Source organism: Streptomyces sp. NRRL WC-3618, assembly GCF_001280005.1.
Lineage (GTDB): Bacteria > Actinomycetota > Actinomycetes > Streptomycetales > Streptomycetaceae > Streptomyces.
In genome coordinates this window covers 148,211-164,902 of sequence record NZ_LGDW01000467.1, presented here as the reverse complement: position 1 = coordinate 164,902, position 16,692 = coordinate 148,211, and the positions used below count along the sequence as shown (strand labels likewise).

Sequence of the window (16,692 nt, the reverse complement as noted above, 5' to 3'; positions counted from 1 at the left end):
GGGGGCCCGCCGTGTACGGGGACCCTGTGGGCGTCGTACGCCATCGGGCCCCGGCCCGGTGGGCGCGGCCGTCAGGCAGCCCGTGCCGGTGAGCTGACCGGCAGGGTGCCTGACGCCCCACGGCCTCCACACGCGCGCGTGGAGGCCATCGCCAAAGGCGGCCAGCGCCATGGCCCCCCGCCGTGGACCAGCGAACGAGTGTGCGAGCCCGCCGGGTACGGGGACCCTGGGGGCTCGTACGCCGCCTCCACACACACGCGCGTGGAGGCGTCGCCGAAGGCGGCCAGCGCCGTGGCACCCGCCCGTGCAGCGACCCGGTGCGCTGGAGCATCGCCGCGCCCACCGCACCCCCCGGGCGCCGACCGCGCCGGTACCGCGTCGCGGGCGCGGGTACGTCAGTCCGCCGTAGGGCGCCAGTGGGCCGCTGCCCGGCTCGCCGTTCTGGCGCCCAGGGCGCCGATCAGTACGGACAGCAGCGCGCACGCCGCCACCGCCGCCCAGTACACGCCCCAGGAGAAGGTGGCGCCCTCCTGTGCCGCCGTGGTGAAGAACAGGGAGTGCCAGGCGGTGACGACGGCCGCGACGGCGGTGGAGATGAGCAGCGGGACCGTCAGGTGCCAGAGGGCGACCGAGCGGTAGATCCGGTCGCTGCCGGTCACGACGGCGAGCGGCGCCAGCGCCGACCGCACCCGGACGAACTCCGCCGCCACGCCGATGCTGCCCGCCAGCAGCAGGAGAGCGAGGCCCGTCGAGCCGAACAGCAGGACCCAGTTGCCCAGCCGGGCCTTCTCGGCGGCGCCGACGGTCCAGGTCTCGCCCAGGGTCTCGACGGTGATGCCGGGCACGCGCGCGTACGCCGCCCGCTCGACCGTCGCCTGGAGCCCCGGCCGCGGGTGCGCGGTGACGACGAGAAGCGTGCCCTGGAAGGCGTCGGCGCCGAGCTTCGCGGGGTCGGCGACCTGGGCGTGCGGGTTGCGGCCGAACCAGTTGGCGATCTCCGCGACGCGCGGGTCACCGCTGCGGACCGCCTCCGGTGCCTGTGGGCAGGGCAGGGCGAGTGAGCGCAAGGCGGCGCAGGAGCCTTGGATGAGCACCGACTCGGTCGGCTGGTCGGTCCGGAGGGAGACGATGTGCGAGTCCGCCGGGAGCGCTCGGGCCAGGTCCTCGATCACCGGGGGTGTGAGATACCGGCTCTGGACGCTGAGCGCGCTCGCGCCGACACGGGCCCGTGACGCCTGCGCCGCGGCGGCCTTGTCACCGAGCCGGCTGTTGCCCGCCTCGAGCTGGCACACCAGCCCCAGGCCGATGATCATGGCCGCCGAGATCCGGACCACGACACCGGGGTGCGCGGCCGTCCACCGTCCGCCGATCAGCTGTCCGGCGCGGCCCGCGCGGAATCCTCGTACGGCCAACTTCTTCCCCAGTTCGCGGCTGGCCACGGCTGCCACGGACGGCAGCAGCACCCACATCACGACGGTGCCGCCCACGAAGACGGCGAGGTCGACGCCCTCGCCCGCGTACTGGCTGCACGCGATGGCGGCGACGCCCACGCCACATCCGACGAGCCGCCATCGCGGCACCTGTGACGAGAACGAACGGGGCCCGGTGGCGGTTCCGTCCCGACCTACCCGGTGCAGCAGGACCACGGCGGCCAGACAGCCCGCGAACGACAGCAGCAGCGCGAGCGCGAACCGGGGCCAGGCCGTCCGCAGGTCGCCGCTGTCGAGCAGGTAGCCGGTCGGGGGCAGTCGTACGTCGGTGACGAGAGCCGGAAGCAGCACCAGCGCCGCGAGGGCCGTGCCGACCGCCAGGGGCAGCACCGCCTCGCCGAGGTTGACGAGCGCCCGGTGCCGCCAGGTCCCGCCGAGCGCCTGGAGCAGTCCGCCGCGCCGGTCCCTGGTGCGCGAGCCGACCCGCGCGGCGAGGACGAGCAGCGCCAGCGCCGGTACGCCGGTCAGCGCGCCCAAGGGGCGCAGCACATCGGAGAGGGTGCGGCCGTTGAGGGCCTCGCCCATCGGGTAGTCCTGCCCGAACCCGCGGACGAACCACCAGGAGTCGTCCTGTGTCACGGGCGGGTCGTGCGCGACCCTGACGTACGCCAGCCGCTCCGACGGAGAGACGAGGCCGGACTTGGCGATCGTGCCCCCGAACCGGCCGTACCGGCTCTTGATCCCCTCGTCCTGGCCGTCGCGGACCAGCTCCGGGGAGAGCATCGCCTCGCCCGGGGCCGGCCAGCGGGACAGACCCGGCGGGGGCGCGGCCCCGGCCTTGAGCGGCTCGACGTAGATCACGCTGTGCTGGACCTCGCCGACGACGTCGAACGCCTCGCGCCACAACGCCACGGCATGCTGCCGGTCGGAGAGCAGCGGGCCGCGCGCGGTGTTCCGCGCGTCGCGGCCGTCGTGGGTGGCGACGGCAGCGACGCCCGCCAGCGCGACGACGGCGACGGCCAGGGCGGCGGCGCACAGCGACCAGAAACGCAGCCGGTCACCGGGGGTGCCGCGGCCGGCCGCGAGCCCCATCCGGATGAGCTGCCCGGAGAGCCTCCCGCCGGTCCGGCCCGCAGTGGTGGCGGCAGTGCGGGTGGGGCTGGGGGCGCCGCTCTGCCGGGACGTGTGAGGTTGCGCGGGAATACGCGACTGCGAGGGGGTTTGCTCCCACTCAGGGAAATCGGCGCCGGGTACGGAGTTCTGGGCGTCCGTACTCACGCGCCCACCCCGGTTTCCCGCAGCAGGCCGGACTCCAGACGCAGGGTGCGGTCCGCGCGGGCGGCCACCGAGGGGTCGTGGGTGACGACGAGCAGAGCGCAGCCCCGGTCGCGGGTGACCTCGAAGAGCAGGTCGGCCACGGCCTCCCGGGCCTGCGGGTCGAGGGCGCCGGTCGGCTCGTCGGCGAGCAGGACGTCGGGGTCGGTGATCAGGGCCCGGGCGACAGCGGCGCGTTGACGTTCGCCGCCGGAGAGCATGCCGGTCGGCGTACCGTCGTGCGGCACGCCCAGTTCGGCCAGGAGTTCGACGGCGCGCCGGTACGCGGCCTCGTGATCGCCGCCGTCCAGGAGGACGGGCAGGGCCACGTTTTCCACAGGCGTGAGTTCGGGCAATAGTTCGCCGAACTGGAAGACGACGCCCAGGTGTCGCCGACGCAGCTGCGCCAGCTTCCGCCCCGACAGCCCGGTGAGCCTGTGGCCGTTGACGGCGACCGTGCCTTCGTCCGGGGCGATCAGGCCAAGTACGCAGGTCAGCAGGGTCGACTTGCCGGACCCGCTCGGTCCGGTGACGGCGACCGACCGGCCGGGGCCGACGGCCAGGTCGACGCCGGCCAGCAGGACGCGGTCCCCGAGCCGGTAGCGCAGGCCCTCCACCTGGAGTCCGGCGCCGGTTCGCGCGGTGGTGCCGGTGCGGGTCGGGGCTCCGGCTGCCACCGTCGTTCGCTCGTTCATGTCCTTACACCTTCGTTCCCCCGTGCCGATGGCCTGTTCGGCTCGGCACTCGGATGCCTCGATGCGACAAGACGCGACCCGCCGGGCCGGCCGAGGAACGGCCGGCCCGGCGGGCGGAACCAGGGTCAGCGCTTGACCAAGGTCAGTACTTGACCAAGGTCAGCGCTCGACCAGGGGCAGCACTTACGGAGCGACCCAGCCCGAGCAGTCGTCCCCGCTGCCGTCGTTCTCGTCGCAGGCCTTGAACTTGATGATGGCCGAGCCGTCACCCGAGATCACGCGCGTCCCGGGACCGCTGTGGTTCCAGAGGGTGCGCTTGGTGCCCGCGCTGTCGTGGCGGTAGTACTCCGCCTTGCCCGGGTCGCCGTCGTTACTGCCGTCGTAGACGGAGATCTTGCCGGTGTCGCCGCCGTACGGAGCGGTGGCGGTCACACCGCCGCCCGTGACACTCCGGGCTACAGCGGTGGTGGTCGGAAGCGCGATGCCGGTGGCGAGGAGTGCCACAGCGACAACCTTCATTCGGTTCACATTTCCCCCTTGCGTCTGACGGACCGTCAGGTGCCGTCAATTCCGTCAAGTGACTGGAAAGCCACCGGAGTTGGGACGCGAAACGGCGCCTGTGCCGCGGCCCGCCCGGCGGCCCCAACCATCACACAGGCACCGCGCGGCCCGACAGGTGCTTTATTCCCCACAGAGCAGAACCGGGCATCTTGCCGAAGGGCCCGTCCGGCGCGTCGGCGCTCGGCGCGATCGGGAAGGGCCGGGCACCGGTCGGGGGTAAGCGGAACTCGCTGTCCGCGAGGAGCCGTTGCCGATCACGGCCACCGTCCCGCCCGACCGATTCGAAACGGAGTCGAATGCGTCATGCGCTCACGATTGGCGAACGCACAAGAGGTTCGCGGTCGCGAGCAACGTATGACTACCGGCCGCGAATGACCGAAAACCATCGGCACCGTGAACCCCATCGAACCCGACGCGACAAGTACTCGCCGCGTCACACCGCCATCAGCGGAGCGCCCTTCTGCCACTTGAGGATCTTGTCGAAACTGACCACCGCCCCGCCCCGGCCCGGCTTGTTGCCGATGGTGACGTGATCGGCGAGCTCCTCGATCAGCGACAGCCCCCGGCCGCTCTCCGCGTCGTACGGGACCGCGGCCACGGGCACCGGGCGGCGCGGAGTCTCGGGGACCGCGGGACCCGCCGGGAAGCCCGGCCCCGAGTCGGCGACCTCGATACGGCACTTTTCCCCGTCGAGGTACGCGGTGACGCGATAGGCCCCGCGGGAGTCACCGTGCCCGGCGTCCCCGCCGTGCTCGACGGCGTTCGCACAGGCCTCGCTGAGCGCGACGGAGAGGTCGTAGCAGATGTCGGGGTCGACGCCCGCCGTCTCCATGGTGCCCAGCAGCAGGCGTCTGGCAAGGGGAACGCTCGCAGCCTCTCGCCGAAGATGGAGTGACCACCAGATGCTCATGCTCCAGCCTCCAGGCCGCGGCTCGACATACCTGTACGTATTGCCGCGAGTGGCAGTGTGTAAGCACACCATTGACGTGATGCCGCCCATACGGGGGATGCGCCGAGGGCTGCAATCGGTGTATGTAGTGCATCAAAAGGCAGAAGCGACCTTCCGGTTTTACGTCTTTTTACGTACCCATATATGGCGGTACCTGACCGCACGCCACCTTGTGGACCTGCCGTACGGGTGCCGTGGGGCCAGTGCGATGATGAGCCCGCCATGACTGCCCGCCGCAGGCGCACAGCGCCCTCCGGAAGCCCCCTCCGGATGCTGAGGGCCGCGGTGTTCGCCGCGGTCTGTGTCGTGCTGGCCGGAGCCGGTCATGCCCTCGCCTCCTGCGCCACCGTTCCGCTGTGGACCCTGGGCGCCGGTTTCCTCGGGGTCCTCGGGTGCGCGGCTCCGCTCGCCGGACGGACCCGCTCACTTCCGGGCATCGTCGCTCTGCTGGCCGTCGGCCAGACGGTCCTGCACACCCTGTTCGGAATCGGGCAGCACGCCATGTCGTCCACGGTGGCCGCCACGACGGACACCGCCCTCGTCGCACGGGCCGCCCGGCTGCTGTGCGGGGTGCCGCTCGCGGCCATCAGCCCGGCCCGGGCCCAGCAGATCCTCGCCGACGCGCGGATCAGCGCTGGCGGTACGGGGACGAGCGCCGGCATGGACATGGGGTCCATGAACCACCAGGCGGACGCCCTCGCCTCCGCCGGGTCGGTCACCGCCCTGCTGCCGACGCTGCCCATGCTGCTCGGTCACGTCCTCGCGGCCGTCGCCACCGGCTGGCTGCTGCGCCGGGGAGACCTCGCCCTGCTGCGGCTGATGCGGCTGTCGGCGCACGGGGTGGCCGAGGGAGCACTCGTACGATCCCTGCGCGGGGCGCTCGCGCTGGCGCGCGCACTCCGTGCGGGCCTTCCGGGTACGCCCGGTACGGCACCGCACGCACCGAGCGCGTGGACCCTCGTCCCCCTCGGCCCGTCCGCCACGGAGCTCCAGCACACGGTGATCCGGCGCGGTCCGCCTACCGCCCCGCTCGTTCTCGCCGCCTGACACGACGCGACCGCTCCCCGTCGGGTCCCCTGGGTCTTCGGATCCGAGGGTCCGAGGGCCGGAGGAATGGGCCGCCGTCGTGCGGCACACGCGCGTGTGCACCCTTTCGCCCGCGCGTCCCTCTTCCTTTCCGACCAGTCGCACTCTCCGACCCGTCGGAGACTCCGACCCCGTCGGACCTCACCCGAAGTGGAGCGCCTTCCGTCATGAAGGTTTCCCGTATCGCCGCCACCGCCGCTGTCGCCGGTGCCACCGTCCTCGCCCTGTCAGGCCCCGCCTTCGCCCACGTCAGCGTGTCGGCCGAGGGCGCCGCCGCCAAGGGCGGCTACGCGACCGTCAACTTCAAGGTGCCGAACGAGCGCGACAACGCCTCGACCACGAAGCTCGAGGTCAGCTTCCCGGCGGACCACCCGCTCGCCTCGGTGATGCCGCAGGCGATCCCCGGCTGGACCGCCAAGGTCACCAAGGCCAAGCTCGACAAGCCCCTGGAACTGCACGGCAAGAAGATCACCGAGGCCGTCTCCCAGGTCACCTGGACCGCCAACGACGGCAAGGGCATCCAGGCCGGCTTCTTCCAGAAGTTCCCGCTCTCCCTCGGCCAGCTGCCCGAGGACACCGACGAACTCGTCTTCAAGGCGCTGCAGACGTACTCCAACAAAGAGGTCGTCCGCTGGATCGAGGTCCAGCAGGACGGCGCCGAGGAGCCCGACAACCCCGCCCCGGTGCTCGCGCTGTCCGCCGCCACCGAGGGCGGCCACCACGGCGCCTCCGCGGCCACGAAGGAGTCCGCCGCGGCCGCGGAGCCCGCCGCGAAGACCACGACCACCGTCGCCGAGCCGGCCGACAGCAGCGACACCACCGCGCGCGTGCTGGCCGTCGTCGGCATCGTCGTCGGTGTCGCGGGCGTGGCCTTCGGCGTCCTGGCCGGCCGTCGCCGCACCACCGTCTGACGTCCGCTCACCTCCGGTGCGCGCCGGGGGCGTGCGGTCGCTCCGTACGCCCCCGGTGTCCCGTACACCCCGTTGGGTGCGCGCCGGACCTCCCACGAACCACACCTTCGGGAACCTCCTTATGCGCAAGAAGCTGTTCGCCGCGTCCGCCCTGCTCGTCGCGGCCACCCTGACCCTCTCCGCCTGCGGCAGCGGCGACGATGCCAACCAGTCCGTCGCCGATGTGTCGGTCGAGGCCGGCTCGGACAGGGCCGCCACGATCCTCGACCAGCCGTTCGAGAAGCCCGACCTCGTGCTCACCGACACCCAGGGCAAGCCCTACGACTTCCGCGCGGAGACCAAGGGTCGCCCCACTCTCATCTACTTCGGCTACACCAACTGCCCCGACGTCTGCCCGCTGACGATGAGCAACATCGCCGTCGCCAAGAAGCAGCTGTCCCCGGCCGAGCAGGACAAGCTCCGCATCGTGTTCGTCACCACCGACCCGAAGCGGGACACCCCGGCCGCCCTCGGCAAGTGGCTCAAGGGGATCGACCCCCAGGTGATCGGGTTGACCGGCGACTTCGCCACCATCCAGGCCGGCGCCCGCACCCTCGGCATCTCCATCGAGCCGACGTCGAAGGACAAGAACGGCAAGACGATCTCGATGCACGGCACCCAGGTCATCGCCTTCTCCCCGAAGACCGACGGCGGCTATGTCCTGTACGGCGAGGACGCCACCGTCGACGACTACATCAAGGACCTCCCCAAGATCATCAAGGGGCAGAACCCGTGAGGCGGCTCTCCGTCGCGACAGCCGCCGCGCTCGCCGGGGCGCTCGCCCTCGCCGGGTGCGGGAGTTCGGACTCCGGGGACGGCGCCGGACTGTCCGTCGGCGCCGCCTACATGCCCCAGCCCGTCTCGGACTCCATGGCGGCCGGATTCCTCGTCATCACCAACAAGGGCGCCGCCGGTGACACACTCACCCGCGTCACCAGCGAGGTCGCCGGCGCGGTCACCGTGCACAAGACCGTCGGGCAGACCATGGAGGAGGCCGAGCGCCTCGACATCCCGGCCCACGGCGAACTCGTCCTGCAAAGCGGCGGCGACCATCTGATGTTCGAGCAGCTCAAGCGCAAGCCGCGAGAGGGCGAGAAGGTCTCCGTCCAGCTGCACTTTGCCAAAACCTCGCCGATCACCGTCGAGATGCCGGTGAAGTCGGCGACGTACAACCCGAAAACCGGACACTGAGACCGAGGGAGGGATCACCGTGACACAGACCATCGCACGCCGCGTACGGCCCCTGGTGCTGCTGTTCCTCGCGGCCGCCGCCGCGCTGCTCGCCGGGCTGGCCGGCGCCGCGCCTGCCTCCGCACACGCCGCGCTCACCGGCAGCGCCCCGCAGCAGGGTGTGGTGGTCGACAAGGCCCCGACCCAGGTGACGCTGACCTTCTCCGAGAAGGTCGCGCTCTCCGACGGCGCGTTCCGCGTGCTCGACCCCCAGGGCAAGCGCGTCGACACCGGCAAGGCGACCGAGCTGAGCGGCACGACGTACGGCGTCCCGCTCCACGCCGGCCTGCCCGACGGCACGTTCACCGTCGCCTACCAGGTCGTCTCGGCGGACAGTCACCCCGTCGCCGGCGCGTTCACCTTCTCCATCGGCGCCCCCTCCGTCACCTCCGTCTCGGTCTCCGACCAGACGGCGGGCGGCGGAGTCGTCGGTGCCCTCTACGGCTTCGGCCGGTACGTCTCCTACGCCGGCTTCATCGTCATGGTCGGCGGCGCCGCCTTCGTCCTCGCCTGTTGGCAGCGCGGCGCAGGCGTACGGGCGTTGCAGCGGCTCGTCGTCTCCGGGTGGCTCGCGATGACCGCGGCCACGCTCGCGCTGCTGCTGATGCGCGGCTCGTACACCGGCTCCGGCAAGGTCGGTGCCATCTTCGACCTGGGCCTGCTCGGGGACGTCCTCCAGACCAAGACGGGCGCCGCCCTCGTCTCCCGGCTGCTGCTGCTCGCGGCCGGCGCCCTGTTCATCGCGGTCCTCTTCGGGGCGTACGCCCGGCCCGAGCCGGCGGACGACGAGGCCGGGGAAGAAGGAGAAGACGGCGAGAACCGGGCGGAGCTCGACGACAGTTCCGCGCGGCGGGACCTCACCTTCGGGCTCGGCATCGGCGGCGGTGTCGTGGCGATCGGGCTGGCCGCCACCTGGGCGCTGGCCGAACACGCCTCGACCGGCCTCCAGTCCGACATCGCGATGCCCGTCGACGTGATGCACCTGCTGGCCGTCGCCACCTGGCTCGGCGGACTCTCGGCACTCCTGGTCGCCCTCTTCCGGGCGCCCGCGGACACCCCGATCGAGGGTTCGGCCGTACGCCGCTTCTCCCGCGTCGCCTTCGGCAGCGTGCTGGCGCTGGTCGCGACCGGCGTCTACCAGTCGTGGCGCCAGCTCGGCTCCTGGTCGGCGCTCACCGACACCTCGTACGGTCAGCTGCTGCTCGTCAAGATCGGCCTGGTCATCGTCCTCGTCGGCATCGCCTACATCTCGCGCCGCTGGACCGCCCAACTGCCGGAGACCGCCACGACCGAGGCGGCCGAGTCCACCGAGGACCAGGCCGCCGACCCCGAGAAGGAACCGGTCGCGGCGGGCGCCGCCGGCGGCTCGGACGCCAAGCGGGCCACCCAGCTCGCCCGGCAGCGGGCCGCCGTGGACACCGCGCGGCTCAAGCGGCTGCGCAACGCCGACCCGCTGCGCTCGGGGCTGCGCCGCTCGGTGCTCGCGGAGGCGGGCGTCGCCGTCGTCCTGCTGGCCGTCACGACCGTGCTGACGTCCACCGAACCGGGCCGGACGGAGGAGGAGGCCAAGGCCGCCACCTCGGCATCGTCCTCCTCGTCGTCGTCCTCTTCCTCCTCGGACCCGGACGGGACGGGCGCCCTGACCCTGGACATGCCCTTCGACACCGGCGGCCAGGACGGCAAGGGCCTCGTACGGCTCGACATCAACCCCGCCCGCGTCGGCGGCAACGTCATGCACGTCTATGTGGAGCGGCCCAACGGCAGGGCGTTCGACGTGCCCGAGGTGAAGGTCGCCTTCACTCTCACCGCCAAGAACCTCGGACCGCTGCCCGTGAACCCGGACCGCGTCGCCACCGGACACTGGACGGCGAACGAAGTCCAGATCCCCATGGCCGGCGACTGGAAGATCGCCGTGACCGTACGGACCTCCGACATCGACCAAGTGACCGTCGACAAGAACGCGCAGATCGGCTGAACCGCACCATGGCTGACCAGTCCATCAAGGAAAGCAACAAGGAAAGCAGCGGTGAACCCGCCGCGGGGAGCGCCGACGGGAAGCCCGAGCAGGGCATCTCGCGTCGGCGGCTGCTCGGCACCGCCGGTGCCACTGGGCTCGTGCTCGGTGCGGCGGGCGGGGCCACCGGCTACGCCGTCGGCTCCTCCGACGCCGACTCCTCCGGCTCACCCGGCCAGTCCCTGGCGCTTACTTCGGTGGGCGCGGACAGGGCGATGTTTCACGTGAAACATCAGGCCGGCATCACCGACGCCCTCCAGGCCCGCGGCCACCTCGTCGCCTTCGACCTGGCGGCGGGCTCCGGCCGCAAGGAGGCTGCCGCGCTGCTGCGCCGCTGGTCCGACACCGCCCAGCGGCTCATGGCGGGCGAGGCCGCCGCGCACGACGACACGGATGTCGCCCGGGACGCGGGGCCCTCGTCCCTGACCATCACCTTCGGCTTCGGATACGGCTTCTTCGCCCGCACCGGGCTGGAGAAGCAGCGCCCGGTGGCGCTCGATCCGCTGCCCGAGTTCTCCTCCGACCACCTCGACAAGGCCCGCAGCAACGGCGACCTGTGGGTCCAGATCGGCGCGAACGACGCCCTGGTCGCCTTCCACGCCCTGCGCGCGATCCAGAAGGACGCGGGCAGCGCGGCCCGCGTCCGCTGGCAGATGAACGGCTTCAACCGGTCGCCGGGCGCCACCGAACGGCCGATGACCGCCCGCAACCTGATGGGCCAGATCGACGGCACCCGCAACCCGAAGCCGTCCGAGCCCGACTTCGACAAGCGCATCTTCGTACCCGCCTCCGGCGAACCCTCCTGGATGGCGAACGGCTCCTATGCCGTCGTACGCCGCATCCGCATGCTTCTCGACGACTGGGAGCAGCTGTCGCTCAAGCAGCAGGAGGACGTCATCGGGCGGCGGAAGGCGAACGGGGCGCCGCTCAGCGGCGGGACCGAGACGACCGCGATGGACCTGGAGAAGGTCGACGCCAACGGCGATCTGGTGGTCCCCATCAACGCCCACTCCCGGATCACCCGCCCCGACGAGAACGGGGGCGCGGCCATCCTGCGGCGCCCGTTCTCCTTCCACGACGGGATCGGCGTGGACGGAACGCCCGACGCGGGGCTCCTCTTCGTGTGCTGGCAGGCCGACCCGCTGCGCGGATTCGTCCCTGTCCAGCGCAAGCTCGACCGGGGCGACGCGCTGTCCACGTACATTCGGCACGAGTCGAGCGGGCTGTTCGCGGTGCCGGGCGGCGCGGCCGAGGGGGAGTACGTGGGGCAGCGGCTGCTGGAGGGATGACGCCCGTGACGGCAGGGCGGTGAAGTGGCCGGCATGGTCCAGTCGCCCCCTGCGTGGTGGGGGTCGGGAAGCGTGCGCCGGGTCCGGCAAGGGCCATTAGGGTGAGGGCATGCCAGCCAGCTACGCGTATCTCGGCCCCGAGGGCACCTTCACCGAGGTTGCCCTGCGCACGCTTCCGGAGACGGCCACCCGAGAGCTGATCCCGATGGTGTCCGTGCCGGCCACCCTCGACGCGGTGCGCAGCGGTGAGGTCGAGGCCGCGTTCGTGCCGATCGAGAACTCCGTCGAGGGCGGCATCACCACCACGCTCGACGAGCTGGTCGCCGGCTCCCCGCTGATGATCTACCGCGAGGTGCTGCTGTCGATCACCTTCGCGCTGCTGGTGAGGCCGGGCACCAAGCTGTCGGAGATCAAGACCGTCACCGCCCATCCGGCCGCGCAGTCGCAGATCCGCAACTGGATGAAGGTCAACCTGCCGGACGTGGTGTGGGAGTCGTCGGCCTCGAACGCGGACGGTGCCCGGCTGGTCCAGGAGGGCCGCTACGACGCCGCCTTCGCGGGCGAGTTCGCCGCCGCCCGGTACGGTCTCACCGCGCTGGAGACCGGCATCCACGACGCGGAGAACGCGCAGACCCGGTTCGTCCTGGTGGGCAGGCCCGCCCGGCCCGCGGCGCCGACCGGCGCGGACAAGACGTCCGTCGTCATCTGGCAGCGCGACGACCACCCCGGTGGACTGCGTGATCTGCTGGACGAGTTCGCGGTACGGGGCGTCAACCTGATGCTGCTCCAGTCCCGGCCGACCGGGCAGGGCATCGGCAACTACTGCTTCGCCATTGACGCCGAGGGCCATATCTCGGACCGGAAGGTCGCCGAGGCCCTGATGGGGCTCCGGCGGATCTGTCTCAAGGTGCGGTACCTGGGTTCGTACCCGCGTGCGGACATCGGTGTGGAGGATGTCCGCCCTCCGCTGCCAGGGACGTCCGACGAGGCGTTCGTGACGGCCTCGGACTGGGTGGCTCGCTGCCAGGACGGCCGCTTCTAGCCGGTTCGTCGGCGATCACTCGGCGATCCCCGGCAATCACTCGGTGGTCCGAGCCAGTCCTACCAGCCGATTTCCGTTATCCACAGAAGTTATCCACAGGCTGGCTTCTCGACCTGGGGACAAGTCGACAACGAAACGTGAGTCTGTCGACAAGTCGCCCTACAGGCAGTCGACTCGTCCACAGTCCAGCACCCCACCCTTCGTCCACTCGTTTCCCTGGTGTAACTCCCCGGGTTGCGCATTTCCACCCAAAAGGGGGCGTGAGGGTGGTTTGCTTCGGGAATTGATCGTCTCGCGGACACCTTTCTCAATGATCACTTCCGTAATCCACAGATCTTTCGCACAGCCTGTGGATAACTCTGTCCGGGTGTGGATTACTGTGGACGACCCCGCCCCCAAGTCCCCTACTCCACAAGGGATTCGAGTCAACCAGGCGCCGCCGTCCGACCCTTTCCAGGGAAGCCGCATGCCGCCATTTGACACCCTTCGAATAGATCGACATTTCGGGCAAACAGCAACACGGGGCGCGCGGGGAAATACCGAGTCGTGAGTGCCGACCTCACACCGGTAGCCTTGGAGGGTGATTGACCTTCGCCTGCTTCGTGAGGACCCCGACCGTGTGCGCGCTTCGCAGCGTGCCCGTGGAGAGGATGTCGCGCTCGTCGACGCTCTCCTGTCCGCCGACGAGCGGCGCAGGGCGTCCGGCGTCCGCTTCGACGAGCTGCGTTCCGAGCAGAAGGCACTCGGCAAGCTGATCCCCAAGGCCTCGGGCGACGAAAAGGCCGAGCTGCTGGCGAAGGCCGGACAGCTCGCCGCCGGCGTCAAGGCGGCCGACGCCGAGCAGCACGAGGCCGACGAGGAGACCAAGAAGCTCCTCGGCCAGCTCGGCAACCTGGTCCACCCGGACGTCCCGATCGGCGGCGAGGAGGACTTCGTCGTCCTCGAGACGCACGGCACGATCCGCGACTTCGGCGCCGAGGGCTTCGAGCCCAAGGACCACCTGGAGCTGGGCGAGGCGCTGGGCGCCATCGACGTCGAGCGCGGCGCCAAGGTGTCCGGCTCGCGCTTCTACTACCTCACCGGCATCGGCGCGCTCCTCGAGCTCGCCCTCGTCAACGCGGCGATCGCGCAGGCCACGGAGGCCGGCTTCACACCGATGCTGACCCCGGCGCTGGTCCGCCCGCGCGCGATGGAGGGCACCGGCTTCCTCGGCCAGGCCGCGGAGAACGTGTACCACCTGGAGAAGGACGACTACTACCTGGTCGGCACCTCCGAGGTCCCCCTCGCCGCCTACCACATGGACGAGATCCTCGACGCCGACAAGCTGCCGCTGCGCTACGCCGGCTTCTCGCCGTGCTTCCGCCGCGAGGCCGGCACGTACGGCAAGGACACGCGAGGCATCTTCCGCGTCCACCAGTTCGACAAGGTCGAGATGTTCTCGTACGTCGACCCGGCGGACGCGGAGAACGAGCACCAGCGTCTCCTCGACTGGGAGAAGCAGTGGCTGACCGGCCTCGAACTGCCCTTCCAGGTCATCGACGTGGCCTCGGGCGACCTGGGCGCGTCCGCCTCGCGCAAGTTCGACTGCGAGGCGTGGATCCCGACCCAGGGCAAGTACCGCGAGCTGACCTCGGCCTCCAACTGCGACGGCTTCCAGGCCCGGCGTCTGTCCGTGCGGATGCGCGACACCAGCGACGGCAAGAACCGGGTCCAGCCGCTGGCGACGCTCAACGGCACGCTGTGCGCCGTACCGCGCACGATCGTGGCGATCCTGGAGAACCACCAGCTGGCCGACGGCTCGGTGCGCGTGCCCGAGGTGCTGCGTCCGTACCTGGGCGGCCGGGAGTTGCTGGAGCCGGTCGCCAAGTGACCGCAGCCGCCGGGTCGTTCCCCTACCGGCTCGTCGCGACCGACCTCGACGGAACGCTGCTGCGCTCCGACGACTCGGTCTCGGCGCGCACCCGTGAGGCACTCGCCGCGGCCACCGCGGCGGGCGCCGCGCACATCGTCGTCACCGGCCGGGGAGTGCGCTGGACGCGGCACATCCTCGACGAACTGGGCTATGAGGGCCTCGCGGTCTGCGGCCAGGGCGCACAGGTGTACGACGTCGGGGCGCATCGGCTGCTGACGTCGATCACCCTGGACCGGCAGCTGGCCTCGCTCGCGCTGGCGAAGATCGAGGCGGAGGTCGGTCCGCTGTTCCTGGCGGCGAGCCGGGCGGCCATCGACGGCGAGGTGCTGGTCGGGCCGGGCTACTTGGGCGTGGGCTCGCTGCCCTTCGTTCCGCTCACGGACCCGTCGGACCTCTGGACCGAGCCGCTGGGCAAGATCTACATCCAGCATCCGACCCTGTCCTCCGACGAGCTCACCGAGGTCGCCGTGCGGACGGCGAGCGGTTTCGTCACGGTCACCATGGCCGGCGAGGGGATCGTCGAACTCCTCCCCCTGGGCCTGTCCAAGGCGAGGGGCCTGTCCCTCGCGGCCCGTCGGCTGGGTCTGAAACCCGCCGACACGATCGCCTTCGGCGACATGCCCAACGACATCCCGATGTTCAGCTGGGCGGCCCACGGGGTGGCGATGGCCAACGCCCACGCCGAACTGCGGGCGGTGGCGGACGAGGTGACGTCGTCGAACGACGAGGACGGCATCGCGGTGGTGCTGGAACGGTTGCTGGCGTAGTCCCCCGCGCCGCTCTGCCGAGGTCGGGGGCCTGGGAGGGCGGCCCGCGCGAAGTGACTCGCGCGCTCGAAGTGGCCGCCCCGGGCAGCTCCCCCCGCTCAACGGGCCCGCCGGAGGTAGTGGTGCTCCGGCGCCCGCCACGGGCTGCCCTGAAGGAAGCCGCGCGGACCGCCGTGCATCGGCGTCGCCCGGCTCCGCTCCCAGAACCGACACCAGCCACCGGATCTTCGACATCGGACAGATCCGGCGTACTGGACACAACTACTGTGCCCGTACGCCGAGTCGGGCGCCACCGAGTAAAACTGGTGAGCGACTCCAGGGCCGGTCGGCCGCGCTACTTCCGGCGCCACCTGCGGCGACGGGACTTGCTGAAGAACCAGCCGGCCGGGGGCTCGTCCGACCGCCAGGGCTGCGGCTCCGGCGCCTCGTCGCGCCACCGCGCCGCGAGCATCCGGGCGCGGGCGGACGGTTCGGCCGTACCGGCGGAACGTATGAAGTCCTCGTCGAGAACCAGCTCGTCCCAGGCCTCCTCGGAGACCTCACCGGATCCGGCCGGTCGGTCACCCTGGCCCTGACCCTGGCTCTGCCCCTTGCCGGGCCCGTGGCCCCGTACTGCCTTCCCCGCCATCCCCGTTCCCCTCTGCCCCGTGTCCCCGTTTTGTCCAGTCTGCCCGGACACGTGTGAAGTCTCCGTCAGGAGACCGCACCGCGCCCCGGGCCGTACGGACTACTCGTCGCCGGTCGGTGTCAGCGTGCGCAGCTTCTGGCCGGCGTACCAGGTGGCGAGGACGGTGACCGCGATCAGCAGGACCGTCGCCGTGGTCAGGCCGACGTCCGAGGTGACCAGGTCGCCGCCGGTGACCTTGTGGCCGATGGCCAGCGCCCACTGCTGGACACTCAGCGTGCGCGCGCCGGGCACCAGAGAGCCGAACAGGGCCTCCCAGACCAGGGCGTAGACGAGCCCGAAGACCACCGCGTGCCGGGACACCGTGCCGAGCAGCAGGAAGAGCGCGGCGTAGGCGATGGAGGCGACCAGCGCGGCGACCGTGTAGGCGACGGCGACCTGCTGGCCGTTGCCGTTGAGGATGAGCCCGGCGATGAACGTCGGCACCGCCGAGAACGCCATGGTGACGCCGATCGCGACGATCAGCTTGGTGTAGATGATCTTGGGCCGCTTGAGCGGCTTGGAGAGCAGGTACACCACGGAGCCGTCGTCGATCTCCGGGCCGATCGCGCCGGTGCCCGCGATGACGCCGATGATCGGCACCATCGTGGCGAGCGCGAGTCCGCCCAGCACGTCCGCCGCCGTCTGGTCGTCGGCGCCGACGAGGGCGCGTACGGCGACGGAGATCACGATGAGCAGCAGGGGCAGCGCGCCGAGGATGAGGGCCCGGCGGCGGCCGAGCAGGGCCCGGTAGGTGAGCCGGGCGACTGTGGGGTCGTACATTTTCGG

15 protein-coding genes are annotated in these 16,692 nt (G+C 71.3%); 9 read left to right on the top strand and 6 right to left on the bottom strand.

Translation table 11 applies throughout. From position 1 onward, the window contains the following. Nucleotides 1-395 precede the first annotated feature (395 nt). The 4 genes from ADL01_RS34920 to ADL01_RS34905 all read right to left on the bottom strand — a co-directional run bounded on the left by ADL01_RS34920 (nt 396) and on the right by ADL01_RS34905 (nt 4,910). Nucleotides 396-2,708: a permease gene (locus ADL01_RS34920; protein ID WP_234354896.1), complete on the bottom strand. Its 2,313-nt coding sequence runs from the start codon at nt 2,706-2,708 to the stop codon at nt 396-398. Beyond that, the gene (locus ADL01_RS34915; protein ID WP_053746063.1) at nt 2,705-3,439 is read right to left on the bottom strand and encodes an ABC transporter ATP-binding protein; all 735 of its coding nucleotides are present in this window, start codon (nt 3,437-3,439) and stop codon (nt 2,705-2,707) included. The genes ADL01_RS34920 and ADL01_RS34915 overlap by 4 nt, the downstream gene beginning before the upstream one ends. 183 nt (nt 3,440-3,622) lie before the next feature. Beyond that, entirely contained in the window at nt 3,623-3,958 is a 336-nt protein-coding gene (locus ADL01_RS34910; protein ID WP_107091077.1) for a hypothetical protein, read from the bottom strand. Between the two features lie 475 nt (nt 3,959-4,433). Next, nucleotides 4,434-4,910 carry an ATP-binding protein gene (locus ADL01_RS34905; protein ID WP_053746062.1) on the bottom strand — a complete coding sequence of 159 codons (477 nt, stop codon included), beginning with the start codon at nt 4,908-4,910 and terminating at the stop codon, nt 4,434-4,436. A gap of 261 nt (nt 4,911-5,171) precedes the next feature. Between ADL01_RS34905 and ADL01_RS34900 the strand changes: the two genes are divergently transcribed. The 9 genes from ADL01_RS34900 (at nt 5,172) to ADL01_RS34860 (ending at nt 15,239) form a co-directional block, all read left to right on the top strand. Further along, nucleotides 5,172-5,996 (top strand): hypothetical protein, encoded by an 825-nt coding sequence (locus ADL01_RS34900; RefSeq protein ID WP_053746061.1) that lies wholly within the window; start codon nt 5,172-5,174, stop codon nt 5,994-5,996. Nucleotides 5,997-6,202: 206 nt separating this feature from the next. Beyond that, complete coding sequence (locus tag ADL01_RS34895) at nt 6,203-6,946, top strand: YcnI family protein (protein ID WP_053746060.1); 744 nt, start codon at nt 6,203-6,205, stop codon at nt 6,944-6,946. Nucleotides 6,947-7,067: 121 nt separating this feature from the next. Then, nucleotides 7,068-7,721: an SCO family protein gene (locus ADL01_RS34890; RefSeq protein ID WP_053746059.1), complete on the top strand. Its 654-nt coding sequence runs from the start codon at nt 7,068-7,070 to the stop codon at nt 7,719-7,721. Then, nucleotides 7,718-8,176, top strand: coding sequence for a copper chaperone PCu(A)C (locus tag ADL01_RS34885; RefSeq protein ID WP_053746058.1), 459 nt, complete (start codon nt 7,718-7,720; stop codon nt 8,174-8,176). The genes ADL01_RS34890 and ADL01_RS34885 overlap by 4 nt, the downstream gene beginning before the upstream one ends. 19 nt (nt 8,177-8,195) lie before the next feature. Beyond that, on the top strand, nt 8,196-10,190 hold the full coding sequence (locus tag ADL01_RS34880; RefSeq protein ID WP_053746057.1) for a copper resistance CopC/CopD family protein: 1,995 nt from the start codon (nt 8,196-8,198) through the stop codon (nt 10,188-10,190). 8 nt (nt 10,191-10,198) lie between these two features. Then, on the top strand, nt 10,199-11,518 hold the full coding sequence (gene efeB, locus ADL01_RS34875; RefSeq protein WP_053746056.1) for an iron uptake transporter deferrochelatase/peroxidase subunit: 1,320 nt from the start codon (nt 10,199-10,201) through the stop codon (nt 11,516-11,518). A gap of 109 nt (nt 11,519-11,627) precedes the next feature. Continuing rightward, nucleotides 11,628-12,560, top strand: a complete 933-nt coding sequence (pheA, locus tag ADL01_RS34870; RefSeq protein WP_053746055.1) for a prephenate dehydratase — start codon at nt 11,628-11,630, stop codon at nt 12,558-12,560. A gap of 580 nt (nt 12,561-13,140) precedes the next feature. Further along, on the top strand, nt 13,141-14,430 hold the full coding sequence (serS, locus tag ADL01_RS34865) for a serine--tRNA ligase (RefSeq protein WP_053746054.1): 1,290 nt from the start codon (nt 13,141-13,143) through the stop codon (nt 14,428-14,430). Beyond that, nucleotides 14,427-15,239, top strand: coding sequence for an HAD family hydrolase (locus ADL01_RS34860; RefSeq protein ID WP_053746053.1), 813 nt, complete (start codon nt 14,427-14,429; stop codon nt 15,237-15,239). The genes serS and ADL01_RS34860 overlap by 4 nt, the downstream gene beginning before the upstream one ends. Before the next feature lie 334 nt (nt 15,240-15,573). On the opposite strand, the gene ADL01_RS46900 is transcribed toward ADL01_RS34860, so the two are convergent. Together ADL01_RS46900 and ADL01_RS34850 are read right to left on the bottom strand one after the other, a co-directional pair. After that, nucleotides 15,574-15,867 (bottom strand): hypothetical protein, encoded by a 294-nt coding sequence (locus ADL01_RS46900; RefSeq protein ID WP_234354895.1) that lies wholly within the window; start codon nt 15,865-15,867, stop codon nt 15,574-15,576. A gap of 99 nt (nt 15,868-15,966) precedes the next feature. Next, the gene (locus ADL01_RS34850) at nt 15,967-16,686 is read right to left on the bottom strand and encodes an ABC transporter permease subunit (RefSeq protein WP_053746052.1); all 720 of its coding nucleotides are present in this window, start codon (nt 16,684-16,686) and stop codon (nt 15,967-15,969) included. Between the last annotated feature and the right edge of the window lie 6 nt (nt 16,687-16,692).